Source organism: Niallia sp. Sow4_A1 (assembly GCF_052116745.1).
Lineage (GTDB): Bacteria > Bacillota > Bacilli > Bacillales > Cytobacillaceae > Niallia > Niallia hominis.
Map to the genome: position 1 here is coordinate 1 of NZ_JBQKKM010000068.1, position 21,712 is coordinate 21,712.

Below are 21,712 nucleotides of genomic sequence, written 5' to 3' on the forward strand. Positions count from 1 at the left end.
TAATAGAAGTTGGTTTGACGGCCATCTTCTATTATAACGATTGGAGTTTTTTTCTGATACAACTCTACAAGTTTCATTTGCACACAGGCATAGCCTGTGGTTTAAAAAGATTAAATATAAAGAAACCTGATAATCCCAGTGGACTATCAGGTTTCTTTATTAATTACTCATCGTTCTCAAATTTTTTATAAATGTATTGAGAAGGATCGATAGGGGTAAAGTTCTTAGGTGTATAAAATCTTAATAAATCACCATTAACCACTTGGTCTGAAAGGGATAGGATGTTAGCAACCTTTTTTTGAGTTTCAATGGCTTCTTCAATTTTATCAGCTTCTAATAACTCTCCTGTCTCCGAGTTATAAAAATTGTCATCAACTGAGGAAATGGTTGGGCTAACAAATTCACCGTTTCTAAAAGGTACAAGTTGATTATGTTCTTCTGACAGTAAGTCTGAACCAAATTGAATATACTCTTTTGTATCCATACCAAGAAGGTGTAGAAGAGTAGGCAATAAATCTATCTGACCCCCGTACTCTTCTTTAATTCCACCTTCTTGTCCAGGTACACGGATAAATAGTGGTACACGCTGCAAGCCAGCTGATTCAAATGGAGTTATTTTTTTCCCTATAACCTTTTCCATTGCTGAGTTATGGTTTTGGGAGATACCGTAATGATCCCCGTACATAATTATAATGGAATTATGGTATAGACCAGAATCCTTTAGGTAATCAAAGAAATTTTCAAGTGCTTCATCTGCATAGCGGGCAGTTTGAAAATAATCATCTACTGACTTATCACCTGTATTATTTGCTTGGATAGTAGTTTCTTCTTGATTTATGGAATAAGGATAGTGATTAGAAACAGATATAAATTTTGCGTAGAAAGGTTGTTTCAAAGAATTAAGCAATGGAATGGATTTATTAAAAAAGGGCTTGTCCATAATTCCATAATCAGTCATCTGTTCCTCGTTAATGCCACTATAATAGCTTTCATCAAAAAAGTTGTTATAACCTAATGATTTATACATCTCATTCCTGTTCCAAAAACTGCCTGCATTTCCGTGGAATACTGCTGAAGTATAGCCTTTCTGCCCTAGAATACCCGGTGCTGCTTGGTAGGTGTTCCCACTTTTCATGGTAAAGGCTGAACCACTAGGTAAGCCATATAGAGAATTTTCTACCATGAATTCTGCATCAGATGTTTTTCCTTGTGCAGTTTGATGGAAAAAATTTTTAAAATATAAAGTATTTTTTTCCTTCGTTAATGAGTTTAAAAATGGAGTAACTTCTTCTCCATTTAATTTGTAGTTAATAACAAAGTTTTGAATCGATTCTAAATGAAAGTAAATTACATTCATGCCTTTGCCAATACCATAATATTCTGGATTAGGTTTTGCATAATTTGATTTAGTATAATTTATTACTTCCGTCATTTCATCACTTGATGCCATGACCCTTTGGGCAGATGCTTTTGAACTCTGTATGCCATCATAAATAGTGTAGTTATATAACCCCAGATATTTTACAATGTAATTTCGATCGAATCCCCTTGTTAACAATTGTGGTCTGTCAACTTCAGCTAAAACGAGGTTTAAAATAGAAAAAATCATAGTAACTGTAAAAATACCTAGTTTAGTTCTTCTTCTAGGTTCTTTCATATCTATTTTAACTAACCGAAAGACTAGGAAAAGAATAAGAATTAATAAATCTAGAAAAAACAGAACATCATAAGGTTTTAATAATGATAATATACTACCACTTACATCTCCAAAATTTTGAGTTTGGGTTAATGTGGGCAAAGTAATAAAATCGTTGAAAAATCGGTAATAGAGAACATTTACAAAGAGTAACAAAGATAAAAATAGATACATGGAAATTAAGATTAAGTACTTCTTTTTAGCTTTAAATAACATTGAAATACCTAAAAAGAATAATGCTGAACCGAGTGGATTTAATAGTAATAAAAATTGCTGCATTAAGTTGGAAATTCCTAAGTCAAACTGAGTGAACTGGACCAGATACGTTTTTATCCAAAGAAAGAAAACTGATAAGAGATAGAAAAATAAAAAACTTATCTCTACTCTTGTTTCTTTTATAGAGGAGACCCTCATTTTTACACCACCTAATTTAAGAAATATTAATATTAAAAAATGTTTCAAGTAATTATAAGCTTTATCTAAACATGCTTACATGAACATATATAATTATAGAGTATAGAAACAAAAAATTATAGTAATAACCAAACTGTTATGGAATAAATTTCCTTCAATATTTTGTCACATTCCTATGATTTTTATTGTGTTAACATTATGAGAGTAGTGTAATCTAACTTAAAAGGTATAGTTAACACTAAAATGAATAATTGCGCATATGTTTTTATTTAAATATGCTTAAATGTTCATGTATGCATTATTCAGAAAGGAGAAATCAACTTTAATTTTACAAGGAAAGGAAAATAAATATGAAATTAAAAAAAATCTTATATTTTGCAACCTTACTTAGTCTTGTTGTTTTAACGGCATGTGAGCCCTTAATGGTTTTAGATCCAAAGGGACCGCAAGGTCGAATAACTGCAGATGTCATTAAAATTTCCATTTGGACAATGGCAATCGTAGTTATAGTAGTTTTGTCTTTATATTTTTATATGCTTTGGAAATATAAAGCTTCTAAACAATCCAAGGACTATGAACCACCTCATATCGAGGGAAGTATTAAATTAGAAATTATATGGACTGCTATTCCCATTCTGATAGTGGCATTCCTATCTTTTATAACCATTAAGTCAACCTATGAGGTAGAAAATGTACCTAAAGGATACAAGGAAGAGCCGTTAGTAATTTACGCTTCATCTTCCAACTGGAAGTGGCATTTTAGTTATCCAGAAGAAAATATAGAAACCGTTAATTATTTGTTCATTCCTACAGATCGCCCGATTCAGTTTAAGTTATATTCTTATGGCCCGATATCAAGCTTTTGGATACCGCAGCTAGGTGGGCAAAAGTACGCAATGGCAGATATGCTAAACACATTAAATTTAGCAGCCGATGTTCCTGGAGAATATATGGGACGTAACGCAAATTTTACTGGTGAAGGATTTGCTCAACAAACCTTTAATGTTCAAGCAATGTCAAAGGAAGAATATGAAAAGTGGATATCAGAAGTAAAGGATACTGCTGACACGCTAACAGAAGATAAATTTGAGGAGCTTTTAAATCCTGGACACTTAGGTCAGTTGACTTTCAATGGTACTCATTTAGGCTTTTCACCACCACCTCATGATATGAAAAAATCTACTAGCGAAGAGAAAAACGAAGACACAGAAAATACAAAAGATATGGACATGGAGGATATGGATATGGAAGGAATGGACCATTAATTATATATTCTTCAAATAAAATTATTTTTTCTTGAAAGGAGTACTATTACATGGATTTTTTTGATAGGTTTGCTGTTCCCAATCCTGGGCCAACAATCTATGCTTCAATGGTTGCTATAGTCCTTACCATGATAGGCATCCTAGTATTTATTACGTATACAAAGAAATGGGGATATCTATGGAGAGAGTGGCTTACAACTGTAGACCATAAAAGAATAGGGATTATGTATTTAATCTCCGCATTACTAATGCTCTTCCGTGGTGGAGCAGATGCCATTATGATGCGGGCACAAACAGCTGTTCCTGATAATAATTTATTGAATGCTCAGGAATATAATGAAGTATTTACTACACACGGTGTAGTTATGATTATATTTATGGCGATGGCTTTTATAATGGCACTTATGAACTTTGTTGTACCATTACAAATTGGCGCAAGAGATGTAGCCTTTCCTAGGCTCAATGCCGTTAGTTTCTGGTTATATTTCTTTGGAGCTATGTTATTTAACATATCTTTCGTTGTAGGGGGGTCTCCAGATGCAGGATGGTCTTCTTATTTTCCACTAGCGGGTACAGATTTTAGTAAGTCAGTAGGTACCAATTATTACATGATTGCTTTACAAATTTCTGGGATTGGTACATTGATAACAGGTATTAACTTTGTTACTACTATACTAAAAATGAGAGCTCCAGGAATGACTCTTATGAAAATGCCGATGTTTACTTGGTCAGCATTGATTACAAACTTAATTATTGTTTTTGCCTTTCCCATTTTAACAATAGCGTTAATTATGGGGACAATGGATAGACTTTTTGGTACTAACTTCTTCACAACCACTGATGGTGGGATGGATATGCTTTGGGCAAACCTATTCTGGGTTTGGGGACATCCTGAAGTATATATCCTCATATTACCAGCGTTCGGAATATACAGTGAAATAATACCAACATTCGCAAGAAGAAATCTATATGGTTATAAGTCAATGGTAATTTCCATAGTGGCTATATCTGTTCTGTCCTTTTTAGTTTGGGTTCATCACTTCTTCACTATGGGACAAGGCGCTTTGGTTAATAGTATTTTCTCTATCACAACTATGGCTATTGCTGTACCAACCGGTATCAAAATATTTAACTGGCTGTTTACGCTTAGAAAAGGGAAAATTGAATTTACAGTTCCTATGCTTTATTCTTTAGGATTTATTCCTATTTTCACAATTGGTGGGGTAACAGGAGTAATGCTTGGAATGGCCAGTGCTGACTATCAATACCACAATACCATGTTTTTAGTAGCTCACTTTCACTTAGTTATAATTCCTGGGGTTGTATTCGCAATGCTTGCTGGTCTTACTTATTGGTGGCCAAAGATGTTTGGATACATGCTAAACGAGAGAATTGGAAAATGGGCGTTCTGGTTTATTTCGATAAGTGTTTGTGTAGCCTTTTTCCCAATGTTCATATCAGGTTTAGATGGACAAGCTAGAAGAATGTACACTTACTCTGAGTCAACTGGTTTCGGTATCTGGAATATGATTTCCTTTATAGGAGCTCTAGGTCTTTTAGTAGGATTTGTTTTAATAGTTTACAATATTTTATACAGTTACAAAAATTCACCAAGAAATATTTCGTCAGATCCATGGGACGCTCGCTCGTTAGAGTGGGCAACTAAATCACCTGTACCAGAGTATAATTTTGCAATCACTCCGACAGTTGATTCAACCGAGGCCTTCTGGGATTCCAAGAAAAAGGGATACAAACTATTTAGAGGTAATATTGAAAAGATTCACATGCCAAATAATAGTGGCATGCCATTTATTTTTGGATTCCTATTTTTTATTTGGGGCTTTGCATTTGTATTCGCACTTTGGATACTTTTAATCCTAGCAACAGTAGCTATATTTATTTGTTTAGCATTGCGTTCCACTGAAAAAGACAATGGAAGGTATATCTCTAAGGAAACAGTAGAAAAAATTGAAGACTCGTTGGGAGGTCCAAAATAATGAAGATTGATAATTCATTGCCTCTTGAATATAGTACCCAACAAAATCGCTTAAACATTCTTGGTTTTTGGATATTCCTTGGTGCAGAAATAGCACTATTTGGAACGCTTTTTGCCTCGTATTTTACACTTGTAGATCGGACAGGAAGCGGGCCAACTGGTGCAGAAATATTTGAAATTACACCTGTTGTTATTGAGACAATATTGTTATTAGGAAGTAGTTTTACAATAGGATTAGCTATAAATGCGATGAGACTGAAGAAACAAAAAGCTATGCTTGCATTTTTTGCGGCAACTCTTGTACTTGGTTTAGCATTTTTAGGAGTGGAAATTTACGATTTTGTTGTCTACATTCATGAGGGAGCAACTTTACAAACTAGTGGCTTTACTGCAATCCTATTCACTCTTTTAGGAACGCATGGAGCTCACGTAGCGTTCGGTATTTTATGGGGTACATTAATCATACTACAAATAAAAAGAGATGGGATAAATGAAAGGACAGCCAATAAAGCATTTATTTTCTCTCTTTACTGGCACTTTATAGATGTTGTCTGGATATTCCTTTATAGTTTTGTATTCTTGAAAGGGATGATGTAAATATGAGTGAATTATTTCCTAAAAAACATGTTATGGGCTTTCTCTCTTCTTTAATACTTACCGCCATAGCATTGACTGTTTATTTTTTTGACCTTTCATTTGCTATGGGTTCTACCATACTGTTAATAACAGCTTTTATTCAGGCTTTGGTACAACTAGTAATTTTCATGCATGCAGGTGAATCAAAAGACAAAAAAGTCATATACACTAGTATATATTATGGTCTATTTATTGCGATTGTAACTGTTTTCGGAACACTGCTCGCTTTAATATGGGGATATTATTAAAAAAGAGTACTACTTTACTCTAACCCGTTCCATTTTATAAAATTTAACAACTTTTAGATCAATAATGATAAAAATACAAAAGGCATGGTTAATACCATGCCTTTTGTGTTTTAATTAAAAAATAATTATCTTTTACTTTATTGAACAAATATAATTATTGTTCATGTGTCCAAGTAACTGATTGACCAGTTTTAGGACATGATGGAAACTTGTCTCCTTGCTGTAGCACCACATGTTCGCCATCCGCATCTATATAATGTCCAGACTCCATAACAGTATCTCCTGTTTGATGAGTGTGACTAGCATGTGTCCAAGTTGTTTCCTTTCCTGTATTGGGGCAATTCGGAAAAGTATCTCCTTGAATTAGTTCCTGTTTTGCTCCGCCTGCATCTATATACTGGCCAGATTCTTTTACAGTTTCCCCTGAGTGATGATGATCAGTAAAGTGACTCATAATTCATACCTCCATTTTTAAAATTCACTACAGACGTTATTTTTTTCTGTTAGGTATTAAAATATACATTCAAAGATTTCATTTACCATGTAACTCTAGAGTTTTTGAGTTATAGTTTGAAAAATTTGGTACAATTTTTTTAATTTTTAATTTTTAATTTTGCTGTTAATTATATACTCCGCCTTTTTAATGTGAATATAATTTAGTTTTAATGTAATTATAATTGTTACTAAAGGGAGTTAATCTATACTATAGTTGGTTAATAACATTTAGAGCATCTAAAGAAGGGTGTTTGAAAAAATATGCTATAATAGTAAGAAATTATTACCAAGGAGTAAGAATTTATGGAACATTTAGGTGAAGATAAAGATTATAATGGTTCTACAACGGATTACTATAATAATAAATTAGATGAAGAAACTCTTTTTATCGTTTCTCAAACTTTCAAGGCTCTTTCTGAACCAACAAGGATTAAGATATTACATCTACTTTCAGATAAACCACACTCAGTAAACGAAATTGCTGAAAAGTTACAAATGCTGCAATCTACAGTTTCACATCAATTAAGTTTTTTGAAAAATCTTCGCCTTGTAAAATATAGAAGAGAAGGAACGACCATTATTTATTCATGTGATGATGAACATGTTATGAGTGTTTTAAATCAAATGATAGATCATGCCCAACATTAACAATTCCATAAAGGAATGTGTTATTCAATTTGAAGGATGGGGATTTTTCCTTCCCCATCTTCATCTAAGGATAAAATATAAATTGATATTGACACAAATGCAATTGTGTACATATAATTTATATATGATTATATGTATATCTGTTCATATATTTACAATTCGGAAATTGGGGTATATCTATATAGGAGGGGTACATCTATGGGAGAAGGAAAACATCAATTAAAAAGGGAATTTACCTTAGAAGGTTTAGATTGTGCAAATTGTGCCATGAAGATTGAGAGAGGTGTTTCTTCTATAAACGGGGTTAAAGAATGTAATGTTAATTTTGCAACCCAGACTATATCTTTGCAATACGATAAAGAGCAAGAGGTAGAGATATTAACGAAAGCAGAAAAAACAATTACTCGTCTAGAACCCCATGTTAAACTTTTAGAGAAACAAAAAAGGCAGAAGAAAAAAGCTCAATCACACTCAGGTGAACATACCCATGAACATGTCCATGATCATAATCATAATCATGATCACGACCACGGGCACTCACATGCTCATGGGCATACCCATGAACATGGAAGTAATGATCTAAAGAAAATGATTAGCAGGTTAATTATAGGAGGCATTATTTTTGGATTGGGTATCTTTGCTCCATTAAGCGGGACTTTAGAATTGGTAACATTCTTAATTGCTTATCTAATAGTGGGTGGAGATATTGTTCTTCGAGCTATAAAGAATATAACTAGAGGACAGGTGTTTGATGAACACTTTTTAATGGCTTTAGCAACTATTGGAGCTTTTGCGATTCAAGAGTATCCAGAAGGTGTAGCAGTAATGTTATTTTATCAAGTTGGTGAGTTATTCCAAAGTATCGCTGTTAATCGTTCTAGGAAATCAATTAGCAGTTTAATGGAGATTCGTCCTGACTATGCAAATATTAAAATAGGTTCAGAAATAAAAAAAGTCGACCCTGAGGAAGTTTCTATTGGGGACATTATTGTAATAAAACCTGGCGAAAGAGTGCCCTTAGATGGCGTGGTCTTAGAGGGTACATCTAGTGTCGATACGTCAGCGTTAACAGGGGAGTCAGTCCCTAGAGATATTGAAAGTGGTAATGATGTACTAAGCGGATTCATTAATAAAAATGGATTTTTAACTGTAAAAGTTACAAAAGAGTTTAGTGAATCCACCGTTTCTAAAATCTTAGAGTTAGTACAAAATGCAAGCAGTCGTAAAGCTCCAACAGAGAACTTTATTACGAAATTCGCTAGGTACTATACTCCGGTGGTTGTAATAATAGCTGTTTTATTAGCTGTAGTACCTCCGATATTAATGCCTAGTGCTACATTTTCCGAGTGGTTATATAGAGCGTTAATCTTTTTAGTTATTTCTTGTCCTTGTGCTTTAGTTGTCTCTATACCTTTAGGTTTCTTTGGCGGAATAGGCGCAGCTTCAAAAAAGGGTATCTTAGTAAAAGGAAGTAACTATTTAGAGGCTTTAAATGATGTGAAGTATGTGGTATTTGATAAGACTGGTACTTTAACTAAAGGTGTATTTGAGGTTGTTTCTATTCATCCGGCTAACGGGTTTACAGAAGCTGAAATAATAAAATATGCTGCTTACGCAGAAGCATATTCTAATCATCCAATAGCAGAATCCATTAAAAAGGCTTATGGGAAAGAAATACAGGATGACAGTATTAAAAGTTATAATGAAATACCAGGCCATGGAATTTCAGTCATAATGGACGGTAAAGAAATATTAGCTGGAAACCATAAACTAATGATGAAAGAGAATATAAAGTATCACAACTATAGTGAAATTGGTACGATTGTCTATGTAGCTTATGATAAGAATTTTATCGGATCTATTGTCATTTCGGATAAGATTAAAGAAGATTCTCCTGAGGCAATTCAATCATTAAAACAACAAGGGATTAAAAAGACAGTAATGCTAACTGGAGATGCAAAATCAGTTGGCGAGCAAGTTGGAAATATCCTTGGAATCGATGAGGTACATTCAGAACTTCTTCCTCAAAATAAAGTGGAAGAGATTGAAAAATTAGATGCTGCCAAGAATTCTAAAGATAAGATTTTGTTTGTTGGTGATGGGATAAACGATACACCTGTATTAGCTAGAGCAGATGTTGGTATGGCAATGGGTGGATTAGGATCAGATGCAGCAATTGAAGCTGCAGACATTGTAATAATGACTGATGAACCATCTAAAATAGCAACAGCAATAAAACTTGCTAAGCGGACTAGAAGTATTGTTTGGCAAAATATCATATTCGCACTAGGAGTAAAAGCGATCTTCTTATTACTTGGAGCTTTTGGAATTGCTACGATGTGGGAAGCAGTATTTTCAGATGTAGGTGTTACCTTACTTGCTGTTCTGAATGCAATGAGAATATTAAGAGTAAAAAACATTTAATCATTTGGCCTTTAGCCATGGATTATACAGAAGCGGATGTTGTAGTAAAGATTCTACTAAGGATGCAGCGAAAGTAGTAAGTGATTGTTGTCTCCGAAGTCTGAAGAAAAGGCTAGCTCATAAGTGATACAGGGCCAGCTTTAACCGTTATTTTAAATGCATTATGTTACTACGAATGAAAAGTAAAACTGTAAAACGAGATGTCTAATAACGACATCTCGTTTTTTGTGTTAATACTCTGACGTAATAATAGGGGTACCAATCGTTACTTTTACCTGATCCGCCGATTCATTAGTCAATCTGTATGCGATATGAAGGTTCATATATTGATTATCACCAAGAGGAAGTTTAGTTTCCAAACGTTTTGTATATGCAGATAGCGAAATAAAATTATCTTCATTAAGACTTTGTAATTCTTCTCCCGAAAAACTAACCAATAATTCGGATGCTTCTGTATACAAAGGTTGTTCTATATCTGTAGTTCCTTGAACCGTATAAAATGTAGAATAGTTCTCTATTTTTTGTTTATACATATTGAAAATTCTTGGCCATTTGCTTTCATTCCAATCACCTTTTACATCATAAGTAATACTTAAATTATATTTACCTTTTTGAGAATAAATAATGATTAAGATTTTCTCTTCCATTTCTAAATTGGAAGACTTTTTATTCCCTTCAATTTTATAATGATCTTTCTCAGCTTGTTTTTTAGACCAAGTATAATCTTTTTCCGTTCTCATGAAAGTGGAAATTGCTTGATCAAGATCTCTCATTTTAGTAAATTGTCCAATTGGTTCTTTTATATACATACTCCATGTAGTTACCTTTATATTGTTTTTATTAGCTATTTTTGTAATCTGACTTAACTCATTATCTGCATAAAAAGCTTTAGTTTCCTTGGTTGTAATAGTTACTAGTAGTAAAAGACATAATAAAATTAATATGGATTTTTTCATTTTTTTCAACTCCCCTTATAAAAAAGAATAGCCAACTAAAAGACAATTTATACTAGATTACTATTTTTAAAATTGAATAGTTAGGATTATTATCCATTTATAAATATTTTGATTAGTTGGCTTCTCATTTTGTTTGTTCTTTATTCAAATATTGACTTGAATAAAAAGATGAGTAAGGGGTATACTATATTCAAATGTATATTTGAATGAACGAGTATAGGGGGAAAGAAATGATTAAAAAGGATATATGTGAAATTTATTGTTATGACGAAGAAAAAGTCAATCGAATACAAGGAGATTTGAACAAGGTTGATTTCTCTAGTTTGTCCCAATTGTTAAAATCCATTGCTGATGAAAATAGAGCAAAGATTACCTATGCCTTGTGCCAAGATGAAGAATTATGCGTTTGTGATGTGGCTAATATTATTGGTGCAAGCGTTGCTAATGCTTCTCATCATTTAAGAACTCTTCATAAGCAAGGTATTGTTAACTATAGGAAGGAAGGGAAATTAGCGTTTTACTCCTTAGGTAATGAACATATTCGGCAAATAATGATGATTGCTCTAACTAATATTAATGAGGTGAAAGTAAATGTCTGATCAGCAAGGAAAACTATCCGAACAAGAAATGAAAGCATATCGTGTTCAAGGATTCACTTGTACGAACTGTGCAGCCAAATTTGAAAACAATGTTAAAAATCTTTCTGGAGTACAGGATGCAAAAGTAAATTTTGGAGCATCTAAGGTTTATGTTCAAGGAAACACAACCATTGAAGAATTAGAAAAAGCCGGAGCTTTTGAGAATCTAAAAATTCGTGATGAAAAAGAACAACAAGTGGAACGAGAACCCTTTTGGAAACAAAAAGAAAACATTAAAGTGTATATTTCCGCCATATTACTAGTTATAAGTTGGTTTATAGGAGAGCAATTTGGAGAAGAACATATTCTTACGAATATTGGCTATGCAGCATCTATTGTTATTGGAGGATATTCTTTATTCTTAAAAGGGCTAAAAAATCTTGTTCGGCTAAATTTTGATATGAATACACTGATGACCATTGCGATAATAGGTGCTGCTATTATTGGTGAATGGGGTGAAGGCGCAACAGTTGTTATTTTATTTGCAATTAGTGAAGCATTAGAGCGCTATTCAATGGATAAAGCACGTCAATCTATTGAATCACTAATGGATATCGCTCCAAAAGAAGCGTTAATTCGTCGTGGAAATGAAGAGATGATAATTCATGTAAATGATATACAAGTTGGAGACATCATGATTGTTAAGCCTGGACAAAAACTAGCGATGGATGGGACAGTTGTCAAAGGAACATCTACACTGAATCAGGCAGCCATTACAGGTGAAAGTGTTCCTGTGACAAAAACTATTGACGATGAGGTTTTTGCAGGAACATTAAATGAAGAAGGACTACTTGAAGTAAGAGTAACGAAACGAGTAGAAGACACGACATTATCTAAAATTATTCACCTTGTTGAAGAAGCACAAGCTGAACGAGCACCTTCTCAAGCGTTTGTTGATAAATTTGCCAAATACTATACACCTGCAATTGTTATTCTGGCAGTTTTAATAGCAGTAATTCCTCCGTTGTTTGGTGGTGATTGGAGTGAATGGATTTATCAAGGTTTGGCTGTACTAGTTGTCGGTTGTCCTTGTGCATTAGTTGTTTCTACTCCTGTTTCCATCGTAACTGCTATAGGGAATGCTGCAAAAAATGGCGTTCTAATAAAAGGTGGAATTCATTTAGAAGAAACAGGACACTTAAAAGCAATTGCATTTGATAAAACAGGAACTTTAACTAAAGGTGTTCCAGCTGTTACGGATTTAGTTACTTTTAACGGAAATAAAGAACAATTATTAAAAGTTACAGCAGCTATTGAAAAAGGTTCACAGCATCCCCTTGCTTCCGCCATTTTAAGAAAAGCAGAAGAAACAGGATTGAATATAAATGAAGTGATTGTAGAAGATTTTCAATCCATTACAGGTAAGGGTGTAAAAGCAAGAGTTAGTAATGAAATGTACTATGTTGGAAGCCCTAACCTATTCCAAGAATTACATGGCAAGATTGAAAGTTCCACTGAAGAACATATTACCCGTATGCAAACTGAGGGTAAAACTGTTATGGTTCTAGGAACAAATCAAGAGATCCTTTCATTAATTGCTGTAGCTGATGAAATTAGAGAATCTTCCAGAGAAGTAATAGACAAGTTAAACAAATACGGAATTGAAACAGTTATGCTAACTGGTGATAATGAAAGGACTGCGTTAGCCATTGGAAAACAAGTTGGTGTTTCGGATATTAAAGCTGATTTGCTTCCAGAGGATAAACTAAATTATATTAAAGAACTTCGTGGCAAACATCAAAGTGTTGCAATGGTTGGAGACGGTGTAAACGATGCGCCAGCACTAGCAGCTTCAACAGTAGGTGTGGCTATGGGAGGTGCTGGAACTGATACAGCACTAGAAACAGCAGATATTGCTCTAATGTCTGATGATTTAAGTAAATTACCGTATACGATTAAATTAAGCCGCAAAGCTTTAACCATTATCAAGCAAAACATTACTTTCTCTTTGGCTATAAAATTATTAGCTTTAGTCTTAGTAATTCCTGGCTGGTTAACATTATGGATAGCCATATTTGCTGATATGGGAGCAACCCTTTTGGTAACATTAAATAGTTTAAGGTTATTAAAGGTAAAGAATTAATAACTTTATTAGGTGGCATTCCTGTTTTTAGCAGGAATGCCTTTTTTTAACAAGGAACAAATCAAAAATATAAGCAAGGGTAGATACAGAGAAGCCCTTTATCATCTTCAATAGAATAAAAAACAAATATCCTAGGTCAGTTTTCTAAAAATGATGTATATGTTAGAAAACAAAGGAATTTCATAAAATATTTTATGAAGTCCAAACGGGGTTGCATTCCAATAATAAATAATAAAGTACCTAGTGAATAAGTTTGTGAAAAATAACACTTAAACAATAGGGGGCGTTAGTTAATTAAAAATCAAACAACTTTATTATCAAATTCGAAGATAAGAATAATTATAGTGATACAAAATTAACAACTTTAAATAATCCATCCTACAATATATCGTAGGATGGTTCTTGTTTTTTATGTCAAAAAAACGTATTTATTATCTCTATACAATTGGAGAAAAAGAAAATGAAAAATTCATTGTCAAAATTATCATTTCAACCTCACTTTTCTTAATAAAATTAAGAAAAAAATAAAGGATGATAATTTTGCTAATAAAAAAATCTAAAAATAATAAACACTCTCTTGTTTACAAAACATCTACCTTTTATACTGAGAAGCATCTAGTTAAACTTACTTATATAAATAAAATCACCTTTAATGCTGCTAATGGAAAAAAAACAATTGAAGTTTTATGGTCAAATATAAAAGAACTGCCGTTATCAAAAAATATCTCATAGGTTATCAAATAGAAGACTGAAAGAAAAATTTAAAGTTATTTCAAAAAAGTCGGGTAGAAATTTTTAATTGCGTTTAGTTATTAAAAGGGAACAAGAAAAAAATATAAAGAGAAAAATAGTAGGGATAGTAGTTATATTTATAAACGCGCAGCCTGAAGGTAGCGCGTTATTTTTTTTAAGGCTGATTTCGTATTATTAATAATATAATAATAAGTAGTAGTAGTTATCGTACTTGACGATAAGTTACTACTCGTTTGTTTTCCGTATTCTACTTTGCTACACTTAACCTAAAAAGCAGGTGATAGCATGTGTGGTCGCTTTACTTTATTTACTGACTTTGGAACAATTATTGACCGCTTTAATATCGACTCAGCAATTGAAGAATCCCTTTATAATCCAAATTATAATGTAGCTCCCTCTCAATCCGTACTTTCTGTGATTAATGATGGGGAAAAGAATCGTCTTGGATATTTACGTTGGGGATTGATTCCTCCCTGGTCTAAAGATATGAAAATCGGTTATAAAATGATTAACGCTCGTTCAGAAACAATTGCCGAAAAACCAAGTTTTCGAAATGCCTATAAAAAGAAACGCTGTTTAATCCTTGCTGATTCGTTCTATGAATGGAAACGTACAGATGAACGTAAAATTCCTATGCGTATTAAACTGAAAAATGATCAACCATTTGGTATGGCTGGTTTATGGGAATCTTGGAAATCCCCAGAAGGAGAAATGATATATTCTTGTTCTGTAATTACCACTCAACCAAATAAGTTAATGACTGAAATACATGATAGAATGCCAGTAATATTAAAACCTGAAGATGAACAATTCTGGCTAAATCCAACAAATACAGATACTAACTCGTTAAGTAAATTACTTGTTCCCTTTGACTTTGAACAAATGGAAGCTTTTGAAGTTTCAAGTGATGTTAATTCTCCAAAAAACAATTCACCTAGCTTAATTCAGCAAATTTGTTGATGAATTAACCAATTAGTAAAAATATGTCGCCATACATAAATAAAGAAAGTTGCGAAGCTTTAACTATTTCACTATATATTTTTGCTGAATTATACCTAGGTCTACGAAAAAAGGTGAAGTCATTTTGTTTATTTTCCAAACGAATGCTAATTAATCTATTAAAGATGAATACGCTTTTTTCTTTGAAGTCAAATTAATAAATGAAACTTCCGCTCATCTCTTTAATATAAATTCTATCGTAAGATTTAAATTAGTTACCTAAACCTAATATTGTTTTATATGTCTCCATCTTGTGGAGAAAAGATTCTTCACCACCTTCAAGATATTGCAATATATGTTTAGTTATCTTGGCATTGCCATGATATCCTTGAGCTTCAACCCACCCTTTTCCATTATTTGAAGCTAGGACAATAACTTGCTCTGCACCTGCATTAGTTACTATGCTGGGGTTATGAGTAACTATAATTACTTGCCTTTTGTTTTTTATTTTTTTTAAACTTTCAACTAAATTTATATATATATATTGGCTATCCAAATTATCTTCCGGCTGATCGATAAGAAGTGGTGTATTATCGTTGGTATGTAGGCCAAAATTAAAAATAAATGTGAGAATTGCAGCGACTTTTTGTCCAAGAGATAAAGTTTCAATTGGAAGTAATAAAACTCCTTGTGATTTAGTGGATTCTTTAGAATTAATATTAAAATAAATATCAAAATCATCTTTAGCAGCAAAATACTTTCTTAGACATGCATCAATATTATTTTGATTTATAAATAATCCTTTAATTATTTCTCTATAAATTGAGTTTAAATTTTGACCTGTAATTGCTTCGTAACCTTCATTTACATCGTATAAAGACTTGTTAGCATTACTTTTCATAACACTAGATAAGCTAACTATCGCTTCTAACTTACTGAATCTTTGCCAAAGTAGTAATTCAAGAAAATCTAAAAAATCAATTTTTTCTATGATTTGGTATAGATATCTTTCAACATCTCCCCAGGTTAATAACAAACCTTTTATATGACGTTCTCTATTTATATTAAATAGTAGCTCTTCTAAGAAATCATGTTGTGGTTTATTACCGTGACCATAGTATATTTGCAAAATTTTTTTATTATTTTCATTAAAGCTGCTTATTTTTTCTGATACTATCTTTTTTCGTTCATTCATAGAAATCTTTAAAGAAGGTATTTGTTCTTTTAAATATTTTCTGTATTCCTATTAGTATTTCGAAGCTCCATAAGAAAAGAATCTATTTCATCAAACCTTATACCGTCGAAAATAACCTCTTTTACAAAGTCACCAATCTCACCTTTTTCTATTCTATGTACAATATTATTTATAGAATAGCTTTGGCGAAAAACATTATTTAAGATATCATTCTTGAGATATCCAGTTACTGGTCCAATTTGCTCACCGCTAATCTTATATAAATCTATCCAGTGATCTGCTAAAATTAATTTATGCATATCATTTCTTTCTTCCTTAAATGCCTTTTCTAAGAAAAATTCAGAAGTATAATACTCCTTGTGGGGGTCTAGCTGTGAAATAAATTTTAGCATATAGTCATCGTTATTATAGGTAAACTCAATTTCTATAACTCTATGTTCTGCGAGAAACTTAAGCTGTTGCTGATTAGCAGATGTACGTGAAAAAATAGTATCTATTAAATTTAGTAATGTAGACTTTCCAGTACCTCTGCCACCAATAATACAATTCAAATCTTTTGAAAAATCTACATAGAAACCGTTATCACCAATACTTATATTCCCTAAAAAACCCTTATCAGAGGGTTTTACATGGATATTTTTAATGAATTTATCAGTTACTTGTGGTTTCTCAGTGTAAATAGAAAACTTATAATCAGTTAATGCTTTTCTAAAACTGTTGAAAGATAATTCGTTTATCTTAATCCATGTATTTCTTATACCTATATCTTCTAGATAGTGAGAATCACCTTCATATATTATACAGAAGTCTTCTTTTCTTTTGTTTGAGTATTGTAAAATTTTTTTTTCAAACAGGTTATCTATATTATTTAAACTTGTAAATCCTAAAAGATGACTAGTAGCAAAGAGTTCCTTTTTATATAAACCAGTACCTAAGAAATCAGAAGAGTTAATGTGGGCTATATAACCTATTCCACCAATCTTTTGAATTTTTTTAATAATAGTTAGGCTAGTATCTATTGTTCCATCTACAGTAGAGTAAATATGGTTATTTACTAACTTCTGTACTTCAGAAATGCTACTTTCATCAAATATTCCTACTACATGGTTTTTATCAGAACAGGATATTTCTAACCCTAACAGTAAGAAAATTGATTTCCGGTATGTTGCACTTGATTTTATTCTTGTTTTAAAATACTCATTTAAGGCAAATTTGAGTTTATCATATCCTCCGATTGTGTTGTGATCTGTAATCACAACTAATTGAATGTTTTCACTATATAATTTATGTGCAATTAACATGTAGGTTAGATACTCTTTAAAGTTTTCATAGGGTATGTTCTTTTCTTCAAGTAACTTATAGTATCCATTACCCTCAAAATTTCCTTTTGTTATTTGTTCTGAAAAAGTTTGTATTTGTTCCTTATTAAATAATAATTCCCTTTCGCATATCTCTAAGATATCTTCAACTTCTAATTCTTTATACGTTTTTCCTTTGGTGAGTTTATAATCATGGGAAGCAGGAGTATGTAAGTGTATTTCACATTTTTGCAATGTACCAAATTTAGTTTTATTTTTTTTAAATTCATTAACTAGTGTATTCAATGAATTGACCTCCTTGCTGGTATATTCAATTATAAAAAGTACTAATTATGGAGATCAACATTATAGAAGCCATTCCGAGTACTTTCTATAGCAAATGTCAATGCTCCTATAAAATATTATAATTTTTAAAACACTCTCATTTGTAATTAATGGTAATTATATCAATAATTTTCTTAGTAGAGAAATGTTTTTTATAATAAACCACCACTCAATTTCTTCTGACAAGTAGTAGTGTTAATCAATGTAATCCCCTGAAATTTGGAGCGGATGTTAGCGAATCTAAATATTTTTAAACTTCTTCTCATTTGTAATAGGTGAAACAAAGAATTCAGATTTTTGATATAATTACCAATATCCTAATTAGATAAGGAAAACTACTTAAATCAGAATTGGAGAAAGAACAATATGAAATTTTCAAAGATAGGTTGGTCTCTTGTTACAGCAGCTGCAACGATAATTATTGGCTATGGTGCAAAGAAGGGGAAAATTCCTTTTATTTCATCTAAGATAGTTGACCTATCTAAAGTTGCTTCTGATACAGTACTTAATGAAGAGAAATCGTTTGGTGGCCTTAAAGAGAGCACGCTCAATGAGATAGCAACAAATACTTATAAAGGTGTGAAAGCATTTATTGACGACAGTGAATTAGTGTTCAAGTTTAGATCTAATTCGAATAAAATGATTTTAGAGTCGAAATTTAAAATAGATGCTGCTGGAAAGTTAGTTATGACTTTTGTATCTGGAAATTATGGAAACCATCCTACAGCACCATTGTTTTTTAAAGATAATTTAGTTGAAGCAATGAATAAAGCCAATAGAACTTTGTAAAAGATTATAGATATGGAATTTATGACTGTGAAGTACCTTCAAGTATAAGATAGTATATTTCACTTTTTTGATAACTTCTGAAACTATTGAAAATAATAGGATAAAAAGTTAAACTTAAATCAGATTATTTTTCTATTTTGGATTTTTCTTTTACTTAGTAAATGTAGAGCCTTTGGGTTCAGTTTTAATAGCAGCTGTGCTATTAACTGTCCTGAAGGCTTTTTTTTATGAAAAAAGTAAATGACAAAAAAGAAAATTAATAGAAATGAAACAAAATACTAGGAGGGAAAGGTTTTGACGACGACTAAATTATTTGATTCTAATGTCTGTAGGAGGATTGCATATGTATAAAATCACATGCTTTTGTTCTCTAGAACCTACAAAGTTAGAAAGCTTATTAAAGGGTATAGGATTTTCAAGTAAAAAAGATGGATTGGAATGGTATTTTGAAGATATAGTTTTTCGTATTGAACCATTTAAAGGACATTCTAATCAAAGAGAAAAGGGATATAGAGTGTATTTTAATGGTAAAAATACTATGAGCTTTTCTTATATGTTTGACCTTTCATTAGGAACTTTAAATACTACAATTACCTGTATTGAGTATATGTTAAGGGAGGAAGGGAAAAACTCTAATGATTGGCTATCACTTTTAGATAATAGTCCCTCTATAATTACTATTGACACAAGGGGTTTCTATCAAAAAAACAGTATAAATATAATTGTTACTAATAATACTGTAGTGTTCCAATTGAGAAGTAAAAAGAATACAAGCTTAAAATTAATAAGCGGGTTAAAAAGGATCGAAGAATTGGTTGAATATATTATTCCAACCACTTACGATCTTTTTTCATTTGAGGAGGAATTAGCATAATGGTTGATTTTTATACTAGTAAACATTTCTATCAAATTCGTGAAAATATATTATTGATTGACGGAAAAATAGAAGAAAAGGGCAATATTTCTGTATATCATCTTATAAAAGATGAACCCGCTTTTATTAAAATATCTCAAAAAGGCAATATACCAAAAATAATAAAAACAGAAGATGTATTATTCGTTGATAATTCATCAGAAATTTATCATGGCCAAAAAACAATTAAGAAACATTTTCTCGTGTCGGTTCTACTTAAATTTAATGAGCAAGAAAGATATATAACTACAGATATTTTGGCTGCTAATGAGGACCATGCAAAGAGAATTATCAAGGTAAACTATAGTATGTTTCATATTTTAAATATAAATGTTAAGAATGTGAACATTGTTAGGTTATTCAATAATATCCAATAAGGAAAAGGGAGAAACCACTATTACTATTATCACTAGTAGTGGTTTCTTAATGAAAAAGATTTAATTGACATACTTAATAAACGTGGATGGGATTATATAATCGAAAAAAAAGGAAACATTAGATTTATTTTAGAGAATCAAGAAATTATATGTTCTAAAGTGGACACAGAAGGCATTAAAAAAATCATACTTGATATTATAAACTGGTAAACTAGCAGGATTGCATTAGAGGGGAGAAAATCCTTTTAGAACAATTATTATAGATTTTAGATAAGAAACCTTTCTCTTATAACAGAAGCGCAAATAACAGCTATTTTGTAAGTTAGAGAGTATCTAGAACACATCCTTGACACTAAATCTATATTGGAGGAAATAAGATGTTATTAAAACATGTAGAATTAGAAGATATTGAAAATAATGATGGTTGGACTAATAAAGTTGACATTTATGGTTATGAAAATAAGGTATGGGTAATGGCTCATGGTTTTTTTAAAGAATACCCTACTAGGGATTTTGAGAATACAAAAAATAAAATTGATAGTATTATTGCTAAATTAAAAGAGGTGTCTTTTAAAATAATTTATATCAAACAATATTAGTACTAAACAAAGGGTATGGATAATATAATTTATCTATACTCTTTATTATATATAAATTATCTAGCTTTCTAGTTTTAATATTTTAACTTATTTTTAATAGTTTTAGATGTTTTAATATTTTATCGTAGCTTTAAACCCTTGGTACTAATAGGTTAATAGTAGACAATTATAGCAAAATTGGGATAAAATATAACATTTTTAGGATGAAATATAGCAATTTTGGGACGAAATATAGCAAATTTAGGGTGAAAATGTAACATTTTTGGGATAAAATATAACATTTTTAGGATATGTAGTTACCTTAGTTTTATAGTTTTAATATTTTAGGTATCTGATGAACCCTTGATATATCTGTGTTTAATGATAGTAAATATATCATATTTGGGATAAAAAATAACGTTTTTGGGATAAAGTATAACAATTTTGGGATCAAATGAACAAATGATATTTAAGCACGTTACATTTAGTTGATAATTTAAAGACATCTTTTATAAATTGCATTTCTTAAATTACTCGAGTCCACAGGATCTTTAAAATCATAATGATATGCATATATTTTTTATTAAAAAATATATTTAATACGCTCTTAAAAATTACTACTAAAAAACATCCCAAATATGTTATCTTTTTTCAGATTTTGAATTATAACATATTTGGGATGTTTTTTCTTTTAATAATTGAACTATAAAATTTTTGGGATGCAGTGTCTTTTGAAAAAGGAACTATAACATATTTGGGATAGTGTTATCTTTGGATAAGTGAACTATAACATATTTGGGAATGTTATCAATGGAATGAGTGAACTATAACATATCTGGGGTAGGGTCATCTATGGAAAAAGCGAAACTATAACATATTTGGGATAATGTTATCAATGGAATGAGTGAACTATAACATATCTGGGGTAGGGTCATCTATGGAAAAAGCGAAACTATAACATATTTGGGATAATGTTATCTATGGAAAAAGCGGAACTATAACATATTTGGGATAGTGTTATCTATG

General features: G+C 31.5%; 18 protein-coding genes. 13 read left to right on the forward strand and 5 right to left on the reverse strand.

Features of this window, described 5'->3' with window-relative positions:
- Positions 1 to 163 precede the first annotated feature (163 nt).
- Positions 164 to 2,110, reverse strand: coding sequence for an LTA synthase family protein (locus tag ACTQ5K_RS23355; RefSeq protein ID WP_016205119.1), 1,947 nt, complete (start codon positions 2,108 to 2,110; stop codon positions 164 to 166).
- A 350-nt stretch (positions 2,111 to 2,460) separates the two neighbouring features.
- Here ACTQ5K_RS23355 and qoxA point away from each other — a divergent pair, with 350 nt between their 5' ends.
- The 4 genes from qoxA to qoxD are packed head-to-tail and all read left to right on the forward strand — an operon-like array spanning position 2,461 to position 6,255.
- Positions 2,461 to 3,375 carry a cytochrome aa3 quinol oxidase subunit II gene (gene qoxA / locus ACTQ5K_RS23360; protein ID WP_152112368.1) on the forward strand — a complete coding sequence of 305 codons (915 nt, stop codon included), beginning with the start codon at positions 2,461 to 2,463 and terminating at the stop codon, positions 3,373 to 3,375.
- Between the two features lie 50 nt (positions 3,376 to 3,425).
- Positions 3,426 to 5,372, forward strand: coding sequence for a cytochrome aa3 quinol oxidase subunit I (qoxB, locus tag ACTQ5K_RS23365; RefSeq protein ID WP_016205117.1), 1,947 nt, complete (start codon positions 3,426 to 3,428; stop codon positions 5,370 to 5,372).
- Positions 5,372 to 5,968 carry a cytochrome aa3 quinol oxidase subunit III gene (gene qoxC, locus ACTQ5K_RS23370; RefSeq protein ID WP_016205116.1) on the forward strand — a complete coding sequence of 199 codons (597 nt, stop codon included), beginning with the start codon at positions 5,372 to 5,374 and terminating at the stop codon, positions 5,966 to 5,968. The genes qoxB and qoxC overlap by 1 nt, the downstream gene beginning before the upstream one ends.
- Before the next feature lie 2 nt (positions 5,969 to 5,970).
- Positions 5,971 to 6,255 (forward strand): cytochrome aa3 quinol oxidase subunit IV, encoded by a 285-nt coding sequence (gene qoxD, locus ACTQ5K_RS23375; protein WP_016205115.1) that lies wholly within the window; start codon positions 5,971 to 5,973, stop codon positions 6,253 to 6,255.
- Positions 6,256 to 6,409: 154 nt separating this feature from the next.
- Here the strand turns inward: qoxD and ACTQ5K_RS23380 are convergent, their stop codons facing one another.
- Positions 6,410 to 6,709, reverse strand: coding sequence for a hypothetical protein (locus ACTQ5K_RS23380; RefSeq protein WP_016205114.1), 300 nt, complete (start codon positions 6,707 to 6,709; stop codon positions 6,410 to 6,412).
- A gap of 344 nt (positions 6,710 to 7,053) precedes the next feature.
- Here ACTQ5K_RS23380 and ACTQ5K_RS23385 point away from each other — a divergent pair, with 344 nt between their 5' ends.
- Together ACTQ5K_RS23385 and ACTQ5K_RS23390 are read left to right on the forward strand one after the other, a co-directional pair.
- The gene (locus ACTQ5K_RS23385; protein ID WP_016205113.1) at positions 7,054 to 7,398 is read left to right on the forward strand and encodes an ArsR/SmtB family transcription factor; all 345 of its coding nucleotides are present in this window, start codon (positions 7,054 to 7,056) and stop codon (positions 7,396 to 7,398) included.
- 198 nt (positions 7,399 to 7,596) lie between these two features.
- Positions 7,597 to 9,822, forward strand: a complete 2,226-nt coding sequence (locus tag ACTQ5K_RS23390) for a heavy metal translocating P-type ATPase (protein WP_016205112.1) — start codon at positions 7,597 to 7,599, stop codon at positions 9,820 to 9,822.
- 230 nt (positions 9,823 to 10,052) lie between these two features.
- Here the strand turns inward: ACTQ5K_RS23390 and ACTQ5K_RS23395 are convergent, their stop codons facing one another.
- Positions 10,053 to 10,778, reverse strand: a complete 726-nt coding sequence (locus tag ACTQ5K_RS23395) for a YwmB family TATA-box binding protein (protein ID WP_016205111.1) — start codon at positions 10,776 to 10,778, stop codon at positions 10,053 to 10,055.
- Between the two features lie 230 nt (positions 10,779 to 11,008).
- Here ACTQ5K_RS23395 and ACTQ5K_RS23400 point away from each other — a divergent pair, with 230 nt between their 5' ends.
- The 3 genes from ACTQ5K_RS23400 (at position 11,009) to ACTQ5K_RS23410 (ending at position 15,212) form a co-directional block, all read left to right on the forward strand.
- Positions 11,009 to 11,377: an ArsR/SmtB family transcription factor gene (locus tag ACTQ5K_RS23400; protein ID WP_016205110.1), complete on the forward strand. Its 369-nt coding sequence runs from the start codon at positions 11,009 to 11,011 to the stop codon at positions 11,375 to 11,377.
- Complete coding sequence (locus ACTQ5K_RS23405; protein ID WP_152112369.1) at positions 11,370 to 13,499, forward strand: heavy metal translocating P-type ATPase; 2,130 nt, start codon at positions 11,370 to 11,372, stop codon at positions 13,497 to 13,499. Before ACTQ5K_RS23400 ends, ACTQ5K_RS23405 begins: the two co-directional genes overlap by 8 nt.
- Positions 13,500 to 14,537: 1,038 nt before the next feature.
- Positions 14,538 to 15,212: an SOS response-associated peptidase gene (locus ACTQ5K_RS23410; protein WP_016205108.1), complete on the forward strand. Its 675-nt coding sequence runs from the start codon at positions 14,538 to 14,540 to the stop codon at positions 15,210 to 15,212.
- 250 nt (positions 15,213 to 15,462) lie between these two features.
- Here ACTQ5K_RS23410 and ACTQ5K_RS23415 read toward each other — a convergent pair whose 3' ends face one another.
- Positions 15,463 to 16,386 carry an AAA family ATPase gene (locus ACTQ5K_RS23415; RefSeq protein ID WP_369989735.1) on the reverse strand — a complete coding sequence of 308 codons (924 nt, stop codon included), beginning with the start codon at positions 16,384 to 16,386 and terminating at the stop codon, positions 15,463 to 15,465.
- Positions 16,387 to 16,415: 29 nt separating this feature from the next.
- Positions 16,416 to 17,990 (reverse strand): Spaf_1101 family AAA-like ATPase, encoded by a 1,575-nt coding sequence (locus ACTQ5K_RS23420; protein WP_152112371.1) that lies wholly within the window; start codon positions 17,988 to 17,990, stop codon positions 16,416 to 16,418.
- 405 nt (positions 17,991 to 18,395) lie between these two features.
- On the opposite strand from ACTQ5K_RS23420, the gene ACTQ5K_RS23425 reads away from it, so the two are divergent.
- The 4 genes from ACTQ5K_RS23425 (at position 18,396) to ACTQ5K_RS23440 (ending at position 20,707) form a co-directional block, all read left to right on the forward strand.
- Positions 18,396 to 18,818 carry a hypothetical protein gene (locus ACTQ5K_RS23425; RefSeq protein WP_016205248.1) on the forward strand — a complete coding sequence of 141 codons (423 nt, stop codon included), beginning with the start codon at positions 18,396 to 18,398 and terminating at the stop codon, positions 18,816 to 18,818.
- Between the two features lie 343 nt (positions 18,819 to 19,161).
- Complete coding sequence (locus tag ACTQ5K_RS23430; RefSeq protein WP_152112372.1) at positions 19,162 to 19,692, forward strand: hypothetical protein; 531 nt, start codon at positions 19,162 to 19,164, stop codon at positions 19,690 to 19,692.
- Entirely contained in the window at positions 19,692 to 20,108 is a 417-nt protein-coding gene (locus ACTQ5K_RS23435; protein ID WP_341100952.1) for a hypothetical protein, read from the forward strand. The genes ACTQ5K_RS23430 and ACTQ5K_RS23435 overlap by 1 nt, the downstream gene beginning before the upstream one ends.
- A gap of 377 nt (positions 20,109 to 20,485) precedes the next feature.
- Entirely contained in the window at positions 20,486 to 20,707 is a 222-nt protein-coding gene (locus ACTQ5K_RS23440) for a hypothetical protein (protein ID WP_016205245.1), read from the forward strand.
- Positions 20,708 to 21,712: the final 1,005 nt, after the last annotated feature.